This is a genomic window from Liberiplasma polymorphum (assembly GCF_043951795.1).
GTDB lineage: Bacteria > Bacillota_I > Bacilli_A > Izemoplasmatales > Izemoplasmataceae > Liberiplasma > Liberiplasma polymorphum.
The window spans coordinates 1-19,053 of sequence record NZ_JBIOAG010000002.1; the positions used below are offsets into that span (position 1 = coordinate 1).

Annotated in this window: 22 protein-coding genes; 2 read left to right on the plus strand and 20 right to left on the minus strand. The window is 32.3% G+C overall.

Going from position 1 to position 19,053, the window contains the following annotated elements; genetic code table 11:
- Positions 1-415 precede the first annotated feature (415 nt).
- Entirely contained in the window at positions 416-1,141 is a 726-nt protein-coding gene (locus tag ACHAJD_RS00485) for a nitrilase-related carbon-nitrogen hydrolase (RefSeq protein ID WP_435583882.1), read from the minus strand.
- Between the two features lie 76 nt (positions 1,142-1,217).
- On the opposite strand from ACHAJD_RS00485, the gene ACHAJD_RS00490 reads away from it, so the two are divergent.
- Positions 1,218-2,336, plus strand: coding sequence for an IS3 family transposase (locus tag ACHAJD_RS00490; protein WP_435583883.1), 1,119 nt, complete (start codon positions 1,218-1,220; stop codon positions 2,334-2,336).
- Here ACHAJD_RS00490 and ACHAJD_RS00495 read toward each other — a convergent pair.
- Both ACHAJD_RS00495 and ACHAJD_RS00500 read right to left on the minus strand, forming a co-directional pair.
- Complete coding sequence (locus tag ACHAJD_RS00495) at positions 2,289-2,567, minus strand: hypothetical protein (RefSeq protein WP_435583884.1); 279 nt, start codon at positions 2,565-2,567, stop codon at positions 2,289-2,291. The two genes, ACHAJD_RS00490 and ACHAJD_RS00495, sit on opposite strands and share 48 nt — an antisense overlap.
- Before the next feature lie 705 nt (positions 2,568-3,272).
- Positions 3,273-3,557 carry a hypothetical protein gene (locus tag ACHAJD_RS00500; RefSeq protein WP_435583885.1) on the minus strand — a complete coding sequence of 95 codons (285 nt, stop codon included), beginning with the start codon at positions 3,555-3,557 and terminating at the stop codon, positions 3,273-3,275.
- A gap of 88 nt (positions 3,558-3,645) precedes the next feature.
- On the opposite strand from ACHAJD_RS00500, the gene ACHAJD_RS00505 reads away from it, so the two are divergent.
- Positions 3,646-3,876, plus strand: a complete 231-nt coding sequence (locus ACHAJD_RS00505; RefSeq protein ID WP_435583886.1) for a hypothetical protein — start codon at positions 3,646-3,648, stop codon at positions 3,874-3,876.
- Between the two features lie 228 nt (positions 3,877-4,104).
- Here the strand turns inward: ACHAJD_RS00505 and ACHAJD_RS00510 are convergent, their stop codons facing one another.
- The 17 genes from ACHAJD_RS00510 to ACHAJD_RS00590 form a co-directional block, all read right to left on the minus strand.
- Positions 4,105-4,332, minus strand: a complete 228-nt coding sequence (locus tag ACHAJD_RS00510; protein WP_435583887.1) for a hypothetical protein — start codon at positions 4,330-4,332, stop codon at positions 4,105-4,107.
- A gap of 18 nt (positions 4,333-4,350) precedes the next feature.
- On the minus strand, positions 4,351-4,659 hold the full coding sequence (locus tag ACHAJD_RS00515; RefSeq protein WP_435583888.1) for a hypothetical protein: 309 nt from the start codon (positions 4,657-4,659) through the stop codon (positions 4,351-4,353).
- 172 nt (positions 4,660-4,831) lie between these two features.
- Positions 4,832-5,302, minus strand: coding sequence for a hypothetical protein (locus ACHAJD_RS00520; protein ID WP_435583889.1), 471 nt, complete (start codon positions 5,300-5,302; stop codon positions 4,832-4,834).
- Between the two features lie 16 nt (positions 5,303-5,318).
- The gene (locus ACHAJD_RS00525; RefSeq protein ID WP_494337896.1) at positions 5,319-5,654 is read right to left on the minus strand and encodes a beta-barrel domain-containing protein; all 336 of its coding nucleotides are present in this window, start codon (positions 5,652-5,654) and stop codon (positions 5,319-5,321) included.
- A gap of 111 nt (positions 5,655-5,765) precedes the next feature.
- The gene (locus ACHAJD_RS00530; protein ID WP_435583890.1) at positions 5,766-6,356 is read right to left on the minus strand and encodes an HlyD family secretion protein; all 591 of its coding nucleotides are present in this window, start codon (positions 6,354-6,356) and stop codon (positions 5,766-5,768) included.
- Positions 6,346-8,532, minus strand: a complete 2,187-nt coding sequence (locus tag ACHAJD_RS00535) for a peptidase domain-containing ABC transporter (RefSeq protein ID WP_435583891.1) — start codon at positions 8,530-8,532, stop codon at positions 6,346-6,348. The genes ACHAJD_RS00530 and ACHAJD_RS00535 overlap by 11 nt, the downstream gene beginning before the upstream one ends.
- A gap of 383 nt (positions 8,533-8,915) precedes the next feature.
- Entirely contained in the window at positions 8,916-9,047 is a 132-nt protein-coding gene (locus ACHAJD_RS00540) for a hypothetical protein (RefSeq protein WP_435583892.1), read from the minus strand.
- Between the two features lie 55 nt (positions 9,048-9,102).
- Entirely contained in the window at positions 9,103-10,866 is a 1,764-nt protein-coding gene (locus ACHAJD_RS00545) for a hypothetical protein (protein WP_435583893.1), read from the minus strand.
- Positions 10,867-10,938: 72 nt separating this feature from the next.
- Positions 10,939-11,913 (minus strand): Shedu anti-phage system protein SduA domain-containing protein, encoded by a 975-nt coding sequence (locus ACHAJD_RS00550; RefSeq protein WP_435583894.1) that lies wholly within the window; start codon positions 11,911-11,913, stop codon positions 10,939-10,941.
- Between the two features lie 113 nt (positions 11,914-12,026).
- Positions 12,027-13,088, minus strand: coding sequence for a DUF4365 domain-containing protein (locus tag ACHAJD_RS00555; RefSeq protein ID WP_435583895.1), 1,062 nt, complete (start codon positions 13,086-13,088; stop codon positions 12,027-12,029).
- A 287-nt stretch (positions 13,089-13,375) separates the two neighbouring features.
- Positions 13,376-14,293, minus strand: a complete 918-nt coding sequence (locus ACHAJD_RS00560; protein ID WP_435583896.1) for a DUF2971 domain-containing protein — start codon at positions 14,291-14,293, stop codon at positions 13,376-13,378.
- An 81-nt stretch (positions 14,294-14,374) separates the two neighbouring features.
- Positions 14,375-16,147 (minus strand): ATP-binding protein, encoded by a 1,773-nt coding sequence (locus ACHAJD_RS00565; RefSeq protein WP_435583897.1) that lies wholly within the window; start codon positions 16,145-16,147, stop codon positions 14,375-14,377.
- The gene (locus ACHAJD_RS00570) at positions 16,123-16,935 is read right to left on the minus strand and encodes an SIR2 family protein (RefSeq protein ID WP_435583898.1); all 813 of its coding nucleotides are present in this window, start codon (positions 16,933-16,935) and stop codon (positions 16,123-16,125) included. The genes ACHAJD_RS00565 and ACHAJD_RS00570 overlap by 25 nt, the downstream gene beginning before the upstream one ends.
- Before the next feature lie 117 nt (positions 16,936-17,052).
- Positions 17,053-17,481, minus strand: a complete 429-nt coding sequence (locus ACHAJD_RS00575; RefSeq protein WP_435583899.1) for a hypothetical protein — start codon at positions 17,479-17,481, stop codon at positions 17,053-17,055.
- A gap of 130 nt (positions 17,482-17,611) precedes the next feature.
- Positions 17,612-18,100: a hypothetical protein gene (locus tag ACHAJD_RS00580; protein ID WP_435583900.1), complete on the minus strand. Its 489-nt coding sequence runs from the start codon at positions 18,098-18,100 to the stop codon at positions 17,612-17,614.
- Complete coding sequence (locus ACHAJD_RS00585; protein WP_435583901.1) at positions 18,087-18,407, minus strand: hypothetical protein; 321 nt, start codon at positions 18,405-18,407, stop codon at positions 18,087-18,089. Before ACHAJD_RS00585 ends, ACHAJD_RS00580 begins: the two co-directional genes overlap by 14 nt.
- Positions 18,385-19,053: a hypothetical protein gene (locus ACHAJD_RS00590; RefSeq protein WP_435583902.1), complete on the minus strand. Its 669-nt coding sequence runs from the start codon at positions 19,051-19,053 to the stop codon at positions 18,385-18,387. The genes ACHAJD_RS00585 and ACHAJD_RS00590 overlap by 23 nt, the downstream gene beginning before the upstream one ends.

Here is a 19,053-nt window from a genome sequence, read left to right on the forward strand (position 1 = left end):
CAACTACTTCCCCTTCTTCATGAATACTTTAACATGGAAATTAATATGGTGTCAATATTTCGTGTAAATGAACTTAACTCAATGTTTCTTTTCTATGATAATTCTTAAAGATTGATGTTTTATGTGAATGATTTACTAAATTATTAAATCTGAAATGAATTTTCTTTTATTTCTAAAAAGAGGATCGTATCAATAGACAATTCTTGAGTGCTGGTACCCGTCTATGATTTATATGAATTTGAGAATTTCAAACATTAACATCTATTGATAATTAAAACTTGTGTTTCTACTAATCACTGCTGTAATATAACTCGCGAAAATTATCCTTGTTTTATCCATATTATAAGAAGAGCCAAAGTGTTGTAACTCTATAGCTATTGTCATCATATATTCAACTATAAATGTTGAATTTATTCTAAAGACAGATTCTAAGTATATCTTCCTTATCAAACTCTACAGCCTCAAACTCAGCTTTATTAAAGTGGAATGCACCACCGTGTGAATTTGGTTCAGCAATGTTATTAACAAGAAACACATGATTTGAGAACTTCATTGCTTGATCGTTATAGGCATGCAACTCTTTGAGCCATTCTTCCTTTGAAAAATCAACATAGACCGGCCAAATAATTTTAGTATTATGAACCGACTCATTAAGGAACAGTAGATAACTTTGTTCATCCCATAAATCACCACACAATGCCAAAGTAAACTTATAAGATTCTAACTCAATCTGAACAATCGATTTGCCTTCCTTGTAATGATGATCAGTTTTGCTTACTTCTTTCCATCCTTTTGATATTCTTCTATAGTTTGTGATAACCTTTCCTTGAGGAGAGATGACTAGATAACTACTATAAATAGATTCCTTGGATAACTCAAAATAACCAAAGCCTATCCCCACACCAAAATGTCTTGCTTTATCTTTTATAGAATCTATGATTAACGAATTTCGGCTTATAGCAACTGTCTTATCTTTTTCAAATGACCAAGATAAACTATCAAAACCTTGTAAAAATGATTCACCGAAAAAAATATAATCAATTTGATCATGGGATGCTATTTCTAAAAACTTAAACAACTGACTTAAATTATAATCTATATTGTCATTTTTACACATAGTTGGAACCAATCCAATAACCATAGACTTCACCTCTTCTTCCAAATTATATCATCTAACGTATAATAATAAAGATGAAAAATAAAAGGGAGATAAAAAAGTGAGTTATACAATAGAGTTTAAAAATATTATCATTAAAAACTATATGAATGGAAAAAGTGTATCTGAACTATCTAAATATTACAATGTTCCAAGGTCCTCCATTTATAACTGGATTGATAAACATACTGATAAATCATTAAAAGAATTTTCTATTAGCAAATGTAAAATTAGTGAGTATCAAAGAACGATAGATAAACTAGATAAAGAAAACAAGATACAGCAGTATGTTATTTCAACCCTAGACATCACAAAAAGAAATAAGATTGATTTGGTATACCTACTCGATGAAAAGCAGTTTCCTATAAAAGCAATCTGCAGAATACTTAACATAAATCCTGCAGCATTCTATCATGATAAAAACAGAAAACCTGAAACATATCGAGTTGATGAAGAGGATCATCACTATAAACCATTAATTCAATCAATATTTAAGGATTCAGGCGGCAGGTTTGGTGGACGTAAGATTCGAGTATTATTAAAAAAGGGTGACTATATCATTAGTCACGCTCGTGTTGTTAGATTAATGAAGGAAATGAATCTTATACCTAATCAACCCGATGAAAACTATAATAACTATCATAAAAGAAAATACGCTTATAAACCAAATATCATGTCTAAATCCGAATACTATCCAGAAGTTAACAAGATATGGGTTAGCGATATTACTTATATACGCGTTAGAAAAGAACACTATTACTTAATTGTTATTATTGATTTATACTCAAGAAAAGTTATAGGTCATAAGTTGGCTAAAACATTAGAAGCATCAGAGTTAATCGATCTAATGAAAAAGACATATAGGTCTAGAAACAAACCAAAAGAGTTAATATTTCATAGCGATCAAGGGCAACAATATACTGCTATATTATTCAAGAGATTACTCACAGATAATGAAATTACACAATCGTTTTCCAAAAAGGGGTGTCCATATGATAACTCAGTAGCAGAAAGTTTCTTTGCAAGTTTAAAGAAAGAAGAAATCTATCGTCATATCTATAATAGCTTTGAAGAATTAGAAAAAGCTATTGACGAATACATCATCTTTTTTAACACACTACGTCCACATGCGTCACTTAAGTATGTAACCCCAAATGAATTTGAAAATACGACCAATTAAAGCCATAAAAAAGACCATCATTCCTGATGGTTTTTCTATTTTAAAAGGTACTATTCCAAAAATAAGTGTTGGAAATACCCTATACAGTCCAATTTTGTCAATAATCCAGATGCGTGCTGCGTTTCCTGATAAATACTCTGTTGTAGTTTTAGTCCATCCACCATTAACATCATACATTTCTTCTTCAGTCATGAGTTCCCAAGAGTTATCTAACGTCATCGCGTATGTCATATCTTACACCTCCTATTCTATCACTGATTTGCTTTGTTATAAACCTTTTTTCCTATAGATAATTCGATTATAGATTTTTATTGTTGATAGCTAGTCAACTTATAGGATACTTCGGATTCATAACCCCCTTATCCGCCCATGAACATGTGATCGTGTTCACCTTATATTGTTTTAACTGACTTAGATGTAAACCGCTATATCCACTTCATTTTGCTTCTTTTCATTTTTCGAACTTAATTATACTAAAAAATCCATTTATCAAGATTATTCTTGACAAATGGATTTATTTTACTTTTTGTCTTTAGTTGTACGAGTTTATTTCATTTTTCGGCAATAGTTGTACGAGTTTATTTATTTTGTGTAATAAGCACGAACTTTAAGCTAAAAAACAACTTCATTGTCTAGAAATAACTCAATATTAACTTATGGTGCAGCAGTGAACATTTTCCTTATTTGATATTTCTAATATAAAAACGTTGCACTTAAAATATGTAATTCTAAGTGTCTAAATGTTTTATGAATCGAAATTAAACAGTTTAATACCCCCAAATCGTAATCGATTTGGAGGTACTTTTATTTCAGTCCTTTAGAAGCTTCTTAAACTCACAATTTAAAGCCTTTTATGATGAGTTTTTTTAAAACCACTAATGACCTATTTGGCAATATAGCAAATAAACAACTACAAGTATAGGCATCACTTTCAACCTATATTACATAAGCAAAAATCAAAATGAAAATCGTTAGAATAATTGCTGTTACAAAAGACCCTATTATAAGCCTTTTAAGCCAAATGTTTGATTCGATGAAACTTTCCTTTAGACTCTCTTTATCGTCTACTATCGCCCAAATAATAAGTGAAACTGCAATGATTATAAATATTATGTTAAAGACTAACCTAGCGTTTAAATTAGTAATAAAAAAGCCACTATTTAGTACAATTAAGACAATCAGTATTGATAAAAAGAGTTTGTAGTATGGTTTAGTTTTCATAATAATACCTCATTTAATCTAAATTCTCCCTACAAGGGTTAAAGAGAAACCAAAAGCTCCGTAACTTTTGGATCTAAAGCCACCATCCATGTTGGTGTACAAGACCGCTAGTCCTAAAGTAGCTGAATTAGTTAAAGCCGCTGTAACCGAAGCACTTAAACCAATTGCTGATGCCAATGCTACTAATGCACCTACAACTGAGGCTGCAGTAACTGCTCCTGCCAGCATTGTTTTAACTAAAGCAACACTCAAACCTCCCCAGCCAACAATATTAGCAATCATATTTGTTATTTCTACCCAAGCACTAGCGCCTGTGTAAGTCGTCCATCCCCCGTTGACATCATACATTTCTTCTTAAGTCATGAGTTCCCAAGAATTATCTAACGTTATCTCGCATGTTTTTAGGGCTATTATAATGTTATCATACTTTTCATAATGTTTAACATTTTATTGACTAAATAAACAAAAAAGGAAGCTTCACCGAAATGAAACTCCCTTTGGTTTAGTCTATCGACTTTCCCTGAAAAGAAATCGATTCGAATCGAAACTATACTTGATTTATTTGACTATCTTTTGGTTCTTTTAGATATGCCCAAAGTAAATATAAGTTAGATCCAATTGGTATAAAAAACACAAGAATGATAGGAAGATAAAAAGCCACGCCTTGCAGCTCAAATAGAATAAGAACAAAAATAGTTATTAACGTAGATAGCAAAATAAAGGTAGTATTAACAATATAAGCGACTTTTAATCCTTGTTTTTTTGTTTTTTTCATTGATAACACCTCCTTCTATTACAATTGCATAACCAAAGTAATTGCAGTTGCTACTATTCCAACTGATACCCCCGTAGCGGTAGCTACAAATGTTATCACCGCTGCAGCTCCATGTTTACTAACAAAACTTTTAAACGTCAATCCCATTATTTTAGCTGCCAGATAGATTTGACCATAGGCTAGCGCTACAATCAAACCAACACCTGCTGCTACAATAGCCGCAGAAATTGCTGCTTTAGCCCAAACACTCAATCCCCCATTAACATCATACATTTCTTCTTCAGTCATGAGTTCCCAAGAATTATCTAACGTCATCGCGTATGTCATACTTAACACCTCCTATTCTATCACTGATTTGCTTTGTTATAAATCCTTTTTTTCCTATAGATCGTTCGATTAAAGATTTTTATTGTTGATAGCTAGTCAACATATAGGATACTTCGGATTCATAACCCCCTTATCCGCCATGAACATGTGACCGTGTTCCCCTTATATTGTTTTAATTGACTTGGATGTAAACCGCTACATCCACTTCATTTTTCTTCTTTTCTTTTTTCTTTGTCTTTTTATCCAGTTTCATCACTTGATGCACTGGACTGATTGGATCAAGTTCTTGCTTTTTAATATAGTCATTCACTTCTTTCGTTGCCATCGATGCGTTTTGTGGATGACCTTTATATTTAGAGACGACACAGTTTTCAAGTTGATAACGGCTTAAGTACACATAGTGATGATTCCCTGTGGTGGGTTGATTGAGTTCTAAGTAAAAATCCATTACCATGCGTTGTTTACCGGTTTCAAAGTTTATGCCTTTAGTCACTGTGAGTATGCGTATGGGTTTAGTGGCTTTGCTTTCGGCGTATGTAATCATCTTTGAAATGACGTCATCAATTTGTGTATTGTATAAAACACTTTGGTGTTTTAAAACATGATTAAGTTTTAAGGTTATACCCGTTTCGATAAATTTCATCAGCTCACCTAAATATCTATAGTTCTAGTTTTTCAATAGCCCAAAACAAGTATCTTTGTTCATCGGTAATCATACGCCCCATTACTTGCATCCCAATACGAATACTCTCTTCTTGATTATCCCTTGATAATGTATTTGAAGCGAGCCTTGCGGTGACTATGTAGAATGATTGGCCACTTGACTGATCAACGCGACTATCCGATTCGATATGAATCACTTCTGCTTCGGCAAACCCGTAGGTTCTTGCGGGTAATGCAGGAATCTCTACACGCACCCTTTGCCCTACATGAACTTGTGCGATATCTTGGTTTAAAACATAAAACTGTATGGTAAAGGTATCATCTTCCTCCATTTGGTGAACCCTTAAATGTTCTTGGCCTGCGGCTACTGTACTCCCTACTTGTAATGGTTGAACGTAGTGAATTAAACCATCAAATGAAGCGTATATTTTGTAGTGTTCAAGTTATTGCTCAAGCTTTTCAAATTCATTTTCATATTGTGAAATCGTTTGTGCTTGCTGATCGATGGTCGCTTTAACATTTGCTTTCTTGATACGTTTTTCTTGTTCTGGATTATTGGATAGCTCTAACATGTCTAAGAAATTTTTGACTTCATAGTATTTTGTAATATGGTTAAGATTATCTACATCAAAGAGATTTTCTTCTATCTCTATGGATTCTAAGAGTAGCATTTCAAGTTGATGATTAGTTAAGAGTTGTTCTAACGCTGCATCGTAATTCGCAATATCACTTTCAATGGCTCTTCCATCAAGTTCAACAATCAAATCACCTGCTTGAACAAAATCGCCCTCTTGAAAGTGAACCGCTAAAACCGATGAATTTACTAAAGGAACGACACTTTGTGTTGCTTGTGGTTTTACCATGCCTTGCGTTTGAACAACGATTTCTTTAGTTCCTACGTAACTCCATACAAGTAACAAAGAAAGTGTCGCTAAAACAAAGTAGAAAAACCATAACATAAACCTAGGAACTTGATGCTCAACGACTTCTCTTGCATCGGATAATTCATTAAATTCATACGTTTTACTTCGCATCGATTAATCCCTCGCTTCCGCCTACTTGTGATGCCCACATTGCGTAATAGTCGCCTTTTAAGGCAAGCAACTCTTTATGGCTGCCAAACTCTTTAATCTCACCTTGATCCATTAAGGCAATCTTATCAGCTTTACGTATCGTTGATAACCTATGAGCGATGATGATTTTTGTCATCTTTGGATAATCATTAAAAAGTACATTCGTAATCGCTTCTTCTGTTTTGGCGTCTAAATTAGAAGTTGCTTCATCTAAAATAAGCATGGGTGGGTTTTTAAGTAGTGCTCTAGTAATCGCTAAGCGTTGCCTTTGACCACCACTTAAGTTATGACCCCCTTCTATTAGTGCTGATTTATACTTTTTAGGCAACGCTTGTACAAACTCATCAATCTTTAAGCGTTCACATACTGTTTTCATCGCTTCAAAATTTACCATCCCTTGCCCTAAAAATAAGTTTTCTTCAATGGAGCCACTAAATAAGAATACATCTTGGGATACATAACCGATATGATGACGTAAACTTTCTTTGTTCATAGCGGTAATATCCATATCGTCAATTTTTATCTCACCGTTTTCAATGCTGTATAAATTAAGAAGTAACTTTGCGAGGGTGGTTTTTCCACTTCCAGATTCTCCAACAATCGCAATCGTTTCTCCAGGTTGAATACGCATTGAAAGGTTATTTAAAACTAGTCTTCTCGTTCCGTATCTAAACTGAACCTCTTTTAAATCAATTTGTCCTTTTAATGTTTCAGGTTTGTATTTCTTTTCTTCATCGATATCGTATTCTAGTTCTAAATCAATAATCTCAGATAATCGCTCACTTGCGACGACTGCACTTTGAATTTGTTGCTGCAATCCAATTAAATTCTTTAATGGACTTAAGAAATATGCTAGGAGTGCATTAAAGGTTAAGAGTTGTCCTAGTGTTATTTCACCACGAATTACCATGAGCGCTCCAAACCAAAGAATAAATAAACCGCCTAATGCTTCAACAACACCGATGAGTGAGCCTTGAACATTCCCTAGTACGCCACCCTTTTTCCTAATGAGCACACTTTTGATATATCTGCCTTCGGTTTCTAAACTTGCACTGTCTTCTGCGTTAAACGCTTTTATCGTCTCAACCCCATGAATACTCTCAATTAAATGTGAACTCACCTTCGCGCCTTGTTCCATCGAAGCACGTTGAATCTTTTTAAAGGGACGAATAAAGCCATACACAAGAATTCCATATAACGCAGCGATAATCACTGTAATCAAAAACATTGTAGGATTAATTGTATAGAGGATAATTCCACCAAAGATAACCATGATGCTATCTAACATGACAGTTAATGTTGCGCCACTCACTACATCTTTAATAACACCCGCATCATCAAACCTTGCGGTGATTTCCCCAATCTGTCTAGTTGAGAAAAATCCTAAAGGTAGTTTTGTAACATGCTTGTAATATCCCATCATTAATGGAATATCAAGTCGTATCGATAAATACATTAGCAAATGACTTCGAAACGCGCCCAAAACAACGTTAAGAACGTAAAGACCCACAAAGGCAATCGACACAACATGAAGGGTTCTTTCTAGCCCAAAAGGGATAATCTCATCCATCAAAAATTTGAAATAGAATGAACCAATTATTCCAAATATAGTTAATACAATACTCATTAAGAAAACATTAATCATAAGGCTTTTTTGAGGTATTAACATTTTGAAAAACCTCGTGAAAGTCCCTTCGGTTTCATTCCTCTTCTCAAATGTATAACTTGGCTTTAAAACAACTAAGTACCCTGTCCACATCCCTGCAAATTCATCAAAGGATAGTTTTCTAACTCCCTTTGCAGGATCAGCAATAATCACTTTCTTTTCACTTATCTTATGAATCACAACATAGTGTTGGATATTATCTTCGGTTAAAACATTCGCAATTGCTGGCAAAGGAAATGGTGTAAGCAGGTTTTCTCTTGTTCCTTTGATTGCTTTAGCGGTAAACCCTAATTGCTCGGCAGCTTTAACAATCCCATACACATTCGTTCCATAAGAATCCGTCCCTGCGATTTCTCTTATCTTTGATATTTGTAGCTTTAAGTCATACGTTTTACTAATCGTTGATAAACACGCAGCCCCACAATCTTTGATATCATGTTGTTTCACACAAATGTACTTCTTCTTTAACATATATAAACATCCCCTATAAAATGATAAAAGCCCTACGCAAAAAGGGCTCACACTTATCCCTATATATTGTGTATAAAACCATTATATTACTGTTTTTCACTCCTGAACAGCGCGGATATGTCGTACTTTTTTTGTAGTTAGTGCTTACATTGTATATTTTTTTGATCTACACATAAAAAAATCATTTGACAAGATTTGAACTTGACAAATGACTGTTTTTATTTTTTTGTCTTTAGTTGTACGAGTTTATTTCATTTTTCGGCAATAGTTGTACGAGTTTATTTCCAATAGTTGTACGAGTTTATTTATTTTGTGCTTTAAGCAAGATTTCTACCATTATTGATGTTAAGTAAAGCGACCCATTTATAAGGGGCGCTTTGTTTCTACTTCTTCTTTGAAGCAGCGCTTTGAGCTCTTGATGCAAAACTACCTTTAGTAGTCTTGCCACCACTTTTCTTAGCTGTAGCTGATTGAATTCTTGCCGCAGCCTTTGGTGTCATTTTTGTCTTAGACATAAGTAGCCTCCTCTCATATTAAGGTGACTTAAATGCTTAATATGGAATCGACTAACTATATTATAACCTTATCTTCTAACTTTTTCAATATCTGAGCAATCGAGTATTCAAGAGTATTGGTTTTATCCAATTTGTCGGATTGGCTCATATGTTTTTTCATTTTACTAACCTCTTCAAATCTTGATTCAATGTTTTTCATTAAAACATCAAAAACTTTAATCAAATAATAATATGCTTCTTCGATGTATAAACTATCGTTGTCGTCGCTTACTTCAATTGACGCAAATGCTGTTGAATGACAGTACGAGCAAATCAATGTATATAATCCACTAAAATAATCATTCACTTTGTCTGTTTTTTCACTAAACTTATCAGCATTGTTCTCTATAAAACTTAGAATTATTGCTAAATTTGAAGGTGCTTTATTGCTTGTCCCGACAATATTAATTGCCCATCCATTTACATGCTTGACTTGCCCTTTTGAAATATCTAAATTGTATCTATCTTTGTAATGTTTTTTAAGGAAATCTAAGTTTTTCAAATACAGATGAAAAACCGTAGTTTCTTTTCCATCATACTCTATCTTTACTTTGCTTGGATCTTCATTCATCATTCCTGCGTCTCGCAAGCGCTCTTTCATGATTTTCGGTATTTTGCTCCAAGCAGAGTACCTAAGAACATCTGTATGTGCTTGGTATACTTCCATTTCATGTTCATCAAATGTAGTTAAAATATCTATTGTTGCGATTAACTCAAGAACATACCTCAGCTTCGCAAAAAAAATGTAGCTCATTTTATTTTCGTACGATATGACTAACTCTTGCATATTAAGCATAAGAGATTCCATATACTTATCTAATGTTTTGAACAACCTTGGTTTATCTTCTTGAATAGCTTTAATAGACATTAAGTAAAACAAGATCCATGACTGTATATTATCAGCATGAGATACTTTGGTATCATAATTCTTTTCTCTAATTGCTAATAATGATTTTGACTCTTCGTGCAACTCACATTTATCAATTTTTTTATTACCCGTAATTTCTTCTAAATGATTTAAACTTGGTAAGCATTTAATATGTGCTATTGTTCTAAAATTTAAGCCCTCTAAAATTATCTGGTCAAACTCTACGATATTTCTCATAAGATCATATGAGAGATTACTAATTACTTCAAAAAAATAGATGATTTCGTTGACATTTCCTGAACCAAACATCCCATCTAGGATGATACTATCATTTTTCAAAATTGGGTGAGACAAGTTGTTATTATGTAAAACCTCACTTTTGTAATATGCTTTTCTTTCCTCATCATAATCAGTTAATCCTATTAAATCATCCAATGTAATAACTTTTTTATCAAGTATCGGTTTTATCCATTCGTAACGATTGTAGGCTAATAAATCTCCGTTGCTAAATTTACTAAAAAACCTGCTTGTTCCATTGAATTTTGAAACGATATCATTTTTGTCTAATTCAGCTTGATTAAAAAAAGATTCATATAAATAGTCTTCATTTCTTTCAAGCAATATTCTCATTACAACAACCGACTCGATTGCACCTCTTAATAAAATATTAACGCCATCACAGTTTTGATAATTCATTGTAATCAACTTGTCTTCACTGCTATAATTTAAGTTTAGCAAAAAGAACAGACCTTTTAGTCGATTCGTAAATCCATCCACCAGTAGTTTATATGATTTAGCAGAACTCATATCTTTGTTAGCAAAGATTGTATGGTTAATTTTTTCTAACTCATTTAAAAAGTCCACAAAATCGTGGAATTTTGACCTTATATTCTCAATAATTACACTTCTCATTTTACCTCCAAAATAAACAGTATGATGTTTCATTCAAAGCTAAGAGCACTATTTACAGTTTGTGTTTAACACTCATTTCACCTCAACTATAAGGTTATTTACTCTTTCAATAATTTCATCATAAGTCATGATTGTAATATCCTTGTTATTAAACTTTATTACTTCAAAATTAAAGATAGAACGATTTGGATCGTCCTTAGAGCTAAACTCCTCTTTTTTATTGCCAATTATCAATACTGACCTTGAAAGAATACCTAAGATTGAAGTCGAATTTTTCACAATATTAGCTCTTTGGATGTTGCATTGTTGTATTGCTTTTGATAGAGCTTGAGTTGGCACATACGTGTTGTTTCTATACATCTTACTATCTAATAACTTTTCTTTAGCAGATTTAATTTCTATAAGGTTAACAGGTTTATCAGGAATCTCACTTGCAATATCTACTCTATTTTCATCAAAACCGTCACCAGAAACTCTCAACTCAAATCCTAGTGTTGAATCCACTCCCAAAAGAACAATAGATAGTATATCTTTGAACTTCTTAAAGACTATATGAATATCAACTTCATTTTTACTCATTGCTTCAATAAGTTCTTCCTTGAAATTATGTAGCATTTTGTTTCTACTAACGATATGACCAAGTTCAATAACATCAAAATCAATTGATAAGCTTTTTAGTCTTTTTAGATACTCTCTGAATTTTTCATTTATATTTTCGGTTCGCAAGTATGTTTTACTTTCATCAAAGTGCAAGCTGAAACTCTTTTTAGAAAACATATATTTTTCATTGATAAATTCAACTATAGCAGCTTCTAAGTTCACAATAAATCCAATTAATCCTGTTGATAACCTAGCTTTAAACTTTTCATTTTGATATTTTACGTTGTTTCCGTCAATATAGAACCCAACATTAGGAACCGAATCGTTACTTATCACAAAATATGGTTTTATTTCATATTTTTTGTTTCCATACTCTTTTCTAATATTATCTCTTGCTTCATAGAATTCATTATTATAGCTCTTAATATCAAAATTAATTAATAACACAATTTATCCTCTCCCACAACTTTATTTATATAAAGTTACTAAAAGTTACAGAGTTAATGGCATACATAGAACATACACTTAGTGAACTAACTAGAGTCAAAAAATATTTTACATCAATCATAGTTAAACAAGCCTTCATTATTAAGTTTTTCAATTAAAACACTCTCCAGATTTGCATCAATAACCCCTATTGCGATTAACTTTTTTAGCCACACTTTTTTAATCACAAACTTATTGTCATAATCATCATGCGAAATAGGGTACATATACCATGCCTTTAATCTACTTTCAGGATCAACGGTGTCGCTGCTAAATATCTCAAACAAGAGTTCAGACACACTGTTACAAACCTCAAAGATATGATAAACAGTCTGACCCAACATTCCTCTACAATACTCGTCAACATCAAAAGATTGTATTAATTTAACGGCAATATTTGTTGTTAAAATATCGTCAAATTCTTTGACAATTTGATCACGATCTACCAAGTTCAAGATAATATTTTCAGTCCAGAAGATGTCTGGGTTATGTGTCATTAAGGACATTAGCTCAATCAGAAATCTTAGTGTTTCTTTGTCTTCAGATACCTTTAACTTATAAAAGATGGTTAACCAAACAAAAATCTCGTTTCTAAAGTTCATAAAACTAAATCTTAACTTTTTAAAGTTCTTTGAGCTATCTAACGAGATAATGCTCTTTATTAGGTTGCTTAATATGTGATTTTTCTTTTGCTCATATATTTTTTTCTTTACGTAATCTATTAAATCTCCATAGGTAGCACACGTTAACAGTTTAAGATTATTAGATTTGATTCTAAAATTCTTGGTGTCTAGGTCATTACTGATATAAGCAGTTAGATCTAGCCAATAGCACTTTTCCTCATTATTATCATAAACAAATAAAATAACATATAGATTATGATTTAACCAATAATTGTAATGTTTGAAGTCGCTAGTAAATGATACTGTATCTTTACTAACATTAAAATAACTTTTCCCTGTTTTTACTTGAGCAGAAAAGGCATAATAATCATTTTCATCATTAAACTCAATGATCATGTCAAGTCCTCGATCGTTTTCTTGATGGATTTCAGTCATAATATCATCATTCTCTAGAACAACTTTTTGGACATAGTTGACACCGAGCGCAGCAATTGATCTAGTTGTTTTGCACATTTTACTACCTCACAATCTTTCACTAAGTAACTAACATACATATTTTTCGTTTGTGTATGAGTTACATGCATAAATTTCATATACCATTCTTTTTTCCCGAGCCATAAATCAAAATGATCTAGCTAATTTTCTTAGATGAGACTCTTTGGTTTTCTCATTCCAAAAGAACAACAGAAAAGGTTATTATAGTTTAAAAAGCAATCATCTAAGAGATTCTTGATTTCGACAATATATAAGTTCTGTCTTTATATCTCGTTTATCGTCACATTACCTATTTCACAGAGGAACTACTTTAGCATTTCTTCTATATACTCTTTTTTCAGTATCTCAACGTTTATTTTACACTTCTTATCCAAAAAATGTGGCCCTGAACCATACAGGGATATACCTTCATTCAAGCAAACTTCAATTATGTATTTAGCGGCACTACGCGGCACTTTAAACCCTAAAATTACAGCAACTGGTTTAATATCGATTAACAAGGTTTTACCTTGGTCATTATATGGGTATGCTTTTCCATTTAAGAAATTATGAATGAGCAATCTAACTTCCTTTTCGTATTCCCATTCATATGTTTTGAAAAAAAACATCTTATTAGTAATTCTATCGAAATCGTCATTACTCATAAATACTTCTTTATTTTTTGAAAAGTCTTCGTAGGTGTTTTCTAACTCTTTTGTTATATCTGGACGATACTCAGAATAAGAGACATCTTCTAATGTTACTGCTCGTCTAAGAATCTGATCTGGGACATTATGAAATAAGTTTTCTTTTGACAACTTTAATAAATGATTAATCGCAGCATTCTTTAAATCTGTTTTATCATAAACGAACACAGCACCTTCATACTCTTTTGCATATCTTACCCACATAATATTACTATCACTAGCTTTAGAAAAACACGAGATTAATCCAGCATCTTTTAATGTTGAATCAAAATTATGACGAAAGTAACTCTTAAACACTTTCAGTTTCTCTTGATATGTTAAGCGATTAAAATTTATATAGTTAGGAACAACGATACCATTTTCATTGATATGATCTCTGAGCATCTTTAAAAATATTTCATCTGAATAATAAGGTGTAGAATCAAAGACATCATTAAACTTAGTTGCAGTTCTTAAAAACAATTTCTTATTTTTTAGATTTTCTTTATCATAACTAGATAAAGAATTATACTTGAATAAATGGTTGTCGCTGAACATTTTTTTTGCCTCCAATGACTGCTCTATATCAAGGTTTTCATGCTTGTGATTATTAAAATGAAGCAGTTCTTATTATTTAACTTACTTTGATTCAACTAGTTTTCCCTTCTGAAACAATCCTTCCCCATTTACATTAAACAGTTTAACATTTTCACTTTGTGGTCGATTCAACTTTTCTACCTGTTGAACATATACGAAGTTTGGCATTTGAAATGCTGTTCCAGATACAATACATTCACCAGGAGCAAGAATTGTTAAAAAGTCTAGTGTAGTTTCGTCTAAGTATGCAACAGCTTTCCTTATTTTAGCAATATCTGAAGGATTAACGAGCTTGTGGATAAAATAATTATGTAATTGAGAAATAATTGTTTGCGAAATATCACTTGGTCTTTGACTAGCTAACATTAAATAACAACCAAACTTGCGTCCTTCTTTTACAATCCTCTCAAAAACTTCTAAAACATTCTTATGTGAGTTACTTTGTCCTGGTTCATCATATAATAGGTTGTGAGCTTCATCAATAACTATGTTAATTATTTGGACTATTTCACCTTGGTCGTCTTTTTTCTCAGCGAGAGAATCAAAAATTCTATTAGAAACTAAAGAAGGTATTATTTCCTTCATTTCCTTATTCACATCACCCAATTGTACAACGCATACATTTTTGTCTTCAAATAAAATATCTTTATCATTGTCTTTTAAACTAAAGTCAAAAACTTTTTTAAAGTCGGCTATTAATCTGTTTGCTCTTGCGATTAAAGGCATCATAAAATCAAGTTGAACACCATTTTCATTTTCGTGTGCAACTGCAAAATACAACTCAAATATAAATCTGTCTAAACTATCTTCGGGGAGATCCAAATCAATCTGATTAAGTTTTTCTTCAAACTCTTTTACATGATTTACATATATTATGTTTCCATACTCATCCCGATAGTAGAAATCCGAAGTTGTAGAGTTAAATTTGAAATTATCAATGTACTTGAAATAGCCATCTAAGTTGTGTCTCAATGAGAAGAATAAATGGCGCTTACCATTCAATAACATAGATTTAACTCGTTCTAAATAAAATCTTTTTTCCCTACGATCTTCTTCATCAATGAATGTCCATCTATAAGCATTTTTAATGGCTGGAACCTGGGTTTTTTCTGAAGCATTCATTAAAACAATAAAATTATCCTCGGATAAATTTTTAAGGTTAAGCGGTATTTTGTCACCCTTTGCCTTTCTTGTACTTAGTTTATATACCTTTTTTTTGTTTTCTTCACATATTGCGTCAATAGAATATTCATTATTAATGTCAAAAACTATAAACTTGCCTCGATTTGTTTTATGACTTCGAACTTTACTTTCATATTCCAGTAGTAGCTTTGTCAACGTGTTTGATTTTCCTGATCCAGTATTACCAAAAACACCTATATGCGTTGGAATCAAATTATTTATATCTACATCAATTTCTTTACTAACATCAAATAAATCATGTCCAACATGAATGGTATTTTCAGAACCTGCGTTGTATATGTATTTATAATCTAACTGCTCTAGCAGTTCAACCTCTGCTGAAACAATCGGCAACATTCGTAAACCCTGTATAAACTGGTTTTTACTAATATACCCTTTTACTTGAAGCTCTAAAAAATGCGAATCAACTTTGCCATTTCTATATTCAGAAAACTCTCCAACAACCTGACAAATTATTGTATCTAACCCAACTTTGGTCTTTAAAAAGCCGTTGATTTTAGGTGCGTTTTCATACTTTCCATTTTTAACAAGGTACGGTGGCAGTAGTTTATCTAACTTAGCCTTAACATTTAATCCTCTTACTTCTACTATTCTACCGATTGGTTGTCCCATAACTCTCGTATCCTTTCTGAGCAAATAAAAGTAGAGTTTACTTTGTTACTGTTGTCAGGCTGCTCGATGATATGTACTTTTCCATCAAGTTTTTCAGGAACTTTGTCGTCATTATCAAACTTAAACCAATAGGCAGTAAGTCCATAACCAATTGCATCTGATATTATGCTATTTAAATGTTCATCGTTACCAGAATATCCTATTATAAATAGAACTGAGTTTTCTCGCGATAATTGTGATTTCATTCTAAACAAAATCTCAAATCTTTTTTTCTGTAGTGTTTCATCATACTTATTCTTACTTGGTAATATGGGATTAAGAAGATCACCATGTATTTTAGAAACTAAGTAGGTTGGAAGAAATGTTTCCTTTGCATAATCGTATCCAATCATGTCGAAAAACTTATCATTGCTGTCAATGTTGCTAGATGAAACAACATTACATAGATTCCCACTTTTAATAAGTATTTTTTCGATTACATCATCATAATTCGTGGTATAAATATTTACTTGCTTCATAGTTCTTGTTCTGTTTTCAGAGCTCATTACAAGTTGATTGATGGTTCCAAACATCACTGAGATATCTAATATATCTTTATGGTTCCAATCAACATTTTCTATACTTTTTCCCAACTCTTTTGTAAACTCTTTTAAGACCAAATCTTTTTTATGTTTTGTCAAACAAAGTAAATCATTCTCAAAGTTTTTAACAGCTTTACCTAGATGTTTTTTCATTTTTTCATTAGTTCTAACTAGACCACCCATTTGTTTAACTGCTTTACCATTCACGCCCGCACCAAAGAAAAAATTAAGGTGTGAAGACGATAAAATTCTAGAGTTAAAATTATAGTTTTCTTTTTGCATTTTCAAACCCTCCATTAACATGATATGAAATAATAAGAATCCTTAAACCTTAAGTTTAAACTCTTGCTTCATTATTTTTTTGGAATATTCAATTGCATCCTTCTCAATAGCTTGATCTAAATAATGCTTATCATTTTCTCCATTAGGCTTAATGTAATTTTCAAAATTGGCTTTCCACTTCTCGATTGTTTCTTTACTTTCACGGCCAATAAAAAATTCAGGGAAATCAATATTTGCCTTCTGGTATGCATGTCTTGTTTCATGAAGAGATGCTACGAATATCTCTGCATAATTTGCAGTTTCTAACCATTCTTCATTAAATACCACTGCATAATAATTATCAATAAACATTGAGTTAACATCTTTATGTGGGAAAAAGTCCCCTGATTTAAAAAACACCTCAATATCACTTAATCCAAGTAATGTTGAGGCGTAATCTACCATCTTGATTGCTATCGTCTTGTTGTCCATATTATCCCCCACAAATCTCACGTTATTTTCATTATACACTTTTAGCGGTTTAAATATAACCCTTTTTTAGTTGAAAAAATTGCATAAAAAAATAACCACAAACGCAAGTTAAGCGCTCGTGGTTATTATTTTAGTTATGATTGAGTTGTTCTTGAATGATTTTTTCTGCTTCAGATAGTGTGTCTTTACCTGCCATTTTGTTACTGAAGGAAACGTAATCTTCTATAATTGCTTCAATACGTCCCTGGTGCGTTTCTACAAAGTCTACCGCTTTATCTACACTACCTGTGACGTTGCTTAACCATTCACCTAGACGTGATATAACGTTCAGCTTCTTTTGCTCACCAGATAAATAGGTTTGCCCTTTAGCTTTGGCGATTACATTCTTTTCTTCAACGATCATAATAAACTCTTTGATCGCTTTTTGAACAGCGTCGTCAAACAGAATATCTGTGGCTTTATTCGCAATGTTTCCAATCGTATTGGCCGTTAGATTAAAATCACGCTTTACTTCCATAATGACCTCATTGAGATCTTTTTCTTTACTGTATTTTGATATACCATAAAGCAATAACATAAATACGAGTAAACAAACAAGTACTATTTCAAGAATTGTCATTTTTTGGTTTATCTCCCATCTTTTTATATAAGTTGACATGTGAATCTTCAAGCCTAGAAACACGATGTTCAAGCACGTTAATATCTTTTTTTATTGTCTTGATATCTTGAGAATGGAGTTCTAAGAGGTTTAACATCTTGATGTTTTGCTTCTCAATTTTATGAAGATTAGTAATTATCTCATCATTCCCATTCTTGTTTTTACGTTCTTGGCGGTTGAACTGTTTAATAGTTGTAAGAACTACTATAACCATTGTTACGACCCAATAGATGATATTATCTAATCTAATCACTGTTTCGTAGTCCATGTTTAACCTCCAGTTGCTCTTGATATGCTTTAATGTAATCTAGCTGCTCTTTGATTAAATGTTTATACGCTAGTCCAACAGATGCTTGCCAATTCTTCTTGTAGTTCATGTAATAGCTTTTCCAGGGTTCTTTGCACTCTAATGTGAAGACACCTGTTTCATCGTAATTATCTAATTGTCCACGTATCCTCAAAATATGATAAAGCCTTTTTGCCGGTTCATCGGTTACTTGATATCTAATCTCATGAAACTCAATAAATGCCTTTAGAAATGCCGGTAGTATCTTATTGAAATCAACCGATTTATAGCATTCATACTCTTGTTTGTAGTTAGGATTGAGATAAATCAACCTAGAGTCGATGCCGATAACCTCGTCCATATGAGCCCTGTTATATAATGGAACGTGTGGACTCAATCTTTGCTTTTCTAGATAATAATCCTCACCGTAGACAAAGAAATCTACATTTTCAACTTCCATATGCATGTAGCCAAAGAAGCCTTTTAGCATCACAGATACATCATAATCACTGTTATCATCATCTGCGCCATACACATGGGCTCCGCATAAATACATAAACATGATTTCTTTATCCGGATACATGTTTCTTATGATATTAACGAGATATTCTTTCTTGCTTTCTGTCAT

What these genes read in the sequence shown, in the direction of transcription:
- ACHAJD_RS00485 (WP_435583882.1), bottom strand. Translation starts at nt 1,141, where the DNA reads ATGGTTATTGGATTGGTTCCAACTATGTGTAAAAATGACAATATAGAT.
- ACHAJD_RS00495 (WP_435583884.1), bottom strand. Translation starts at nt 2,567, where the DNA reads ATGACATACGCGATGACGTTAGATAACTCTTGGGAACTCATGACTGAA.
- ACHAJD_RS00500 (WP_435583885.1), bottom strand. Translation starts at nt 3,557, where the DNA reads ATGAAAACTAAACCATACTACAAACTCTTTTTATCAATACTGATTGTC.
- ACHAJD_RS00505 (WP_435583886.1), top strand. Translation starts at nt 3,646, where the DNA reads ATGTTGGTGTACAAGACCGCTAGTCCTAAAGTAGCTGAATTAGTTAAA.
- ACHAJD_RS00510 (WP_435583887.1), bottom strand. Translation starts at nt 4,332, where the DNA reads ATGAAAAAAACAAAAAAACAAGGATTAAAAGTCGCTTATATTGTTAAT.
- ACHAJD_RS00515 (WP_435583888.1), bottom strand. Translation starts at nt 4,659, where the DNA reads ATGACATACGCGATGACGTTAGATAATTCTTGGGAACTCATGACTGAA.
- ACHAJD_RS00520 (WP_435583889.1), bottom strand. Translation starts at nt 5,302, where the DNA reads ATGAAATTTATCGAAACGGGTATAACCTTAAAACTTAATCATGTTTTA.
- ACHAJD_RS00525 (WP_494337896.1), bottom strand. Translation starts at nt 5,654, where the DNA reads ATGGAGGAAGATGATACCTTTACCATACAGTTTTATGTTTTAAACCAA.
- ACHAJD_RS00530 (WP_435583890.1), bottom strand. Translation starts at nt 6,356, where the DNA reads ATGCGAAGTAAAACGTATGAATTTAATGAATTATCCGATGCAAGAGAA.
- ACHAJD_RS00535 (WP_435583891.1), bottom strand. Translation starts at nt 8,532, where the DNA reads ATGTTAAAGAAGAAGTACATTTGTGTGAAACAACATGATATCAAAGAT.
- ACHAJD_RS00540 (WP_435583892.1), bottom strand. Translation starts at nt 9,047, where the DNA reads ATGTCTAAGACAAAAATGACACCAAAGGCTGCGGCAAGAATTCAATCA.
- ACHAJD_RS00545 (WP_435583893.1), bottom strand. Translation starts at nt 10,866, where the DNA reads ATGAGAAGTGTAATTATTGAGAATATAAGGTCAAAATTCCACGATTTT.
- ACHAJD_RS00555 (WP_435583895.1), bottom strand. Translation starts at nt 13,088, where the DNA reads ATGTGCAAAACAACTAGATCAATTGCTGCGCTCGGTGTCAACTATGTC.
- ACHAJD_RS00560 (WP_435583896.1), bottom strand. Translation starts at nt 14,293, where the DNA reads ATGTTCAGCGACAACCATTTATTCAAGTATAATTCTTTATCTAGTTAT.
- ACHAJD_RS00565 (WP_435583897.1), bottom strand. Translation starts at nt 16,147, where the DNA reads ATGGGACAACCAATCGGTAGAATAGTAGAAGTAAGAGGATTAAATGTT.
- ACHAJD_RS00575 (WP_435583899.1), bottom strand. Translation starts at nt 17,481, where the DNA reads ATGGACAACAAGACGATAGCAATCAAGATGGTAGATTACGCCTCAACA.
- ACHAJD_RS00580 (WP_435583900.1), bottom strand. Translation starts at nt 18,100, where the DNA reads ATGACAATTCTTGAAATAGTACTTGTTTGTTTACTCGTATTTATGTTA.
- ACHAJD_RS00585 (WP_435583901.1), bottom strand. Translation starts at nt 18,407, where the DNA reads ATGGACTACGAAACAGTGATTAGATTAGATAATATCATCTATTGGGTC.
- ACHAJD_RS00590 (WP_435583902.1), bottom strand. Translation starts at nt 19,053, where the DNA reads ATGACAGAAAGCAAGAAAGAATATCTCGTTAATATCATAAGAAACATG.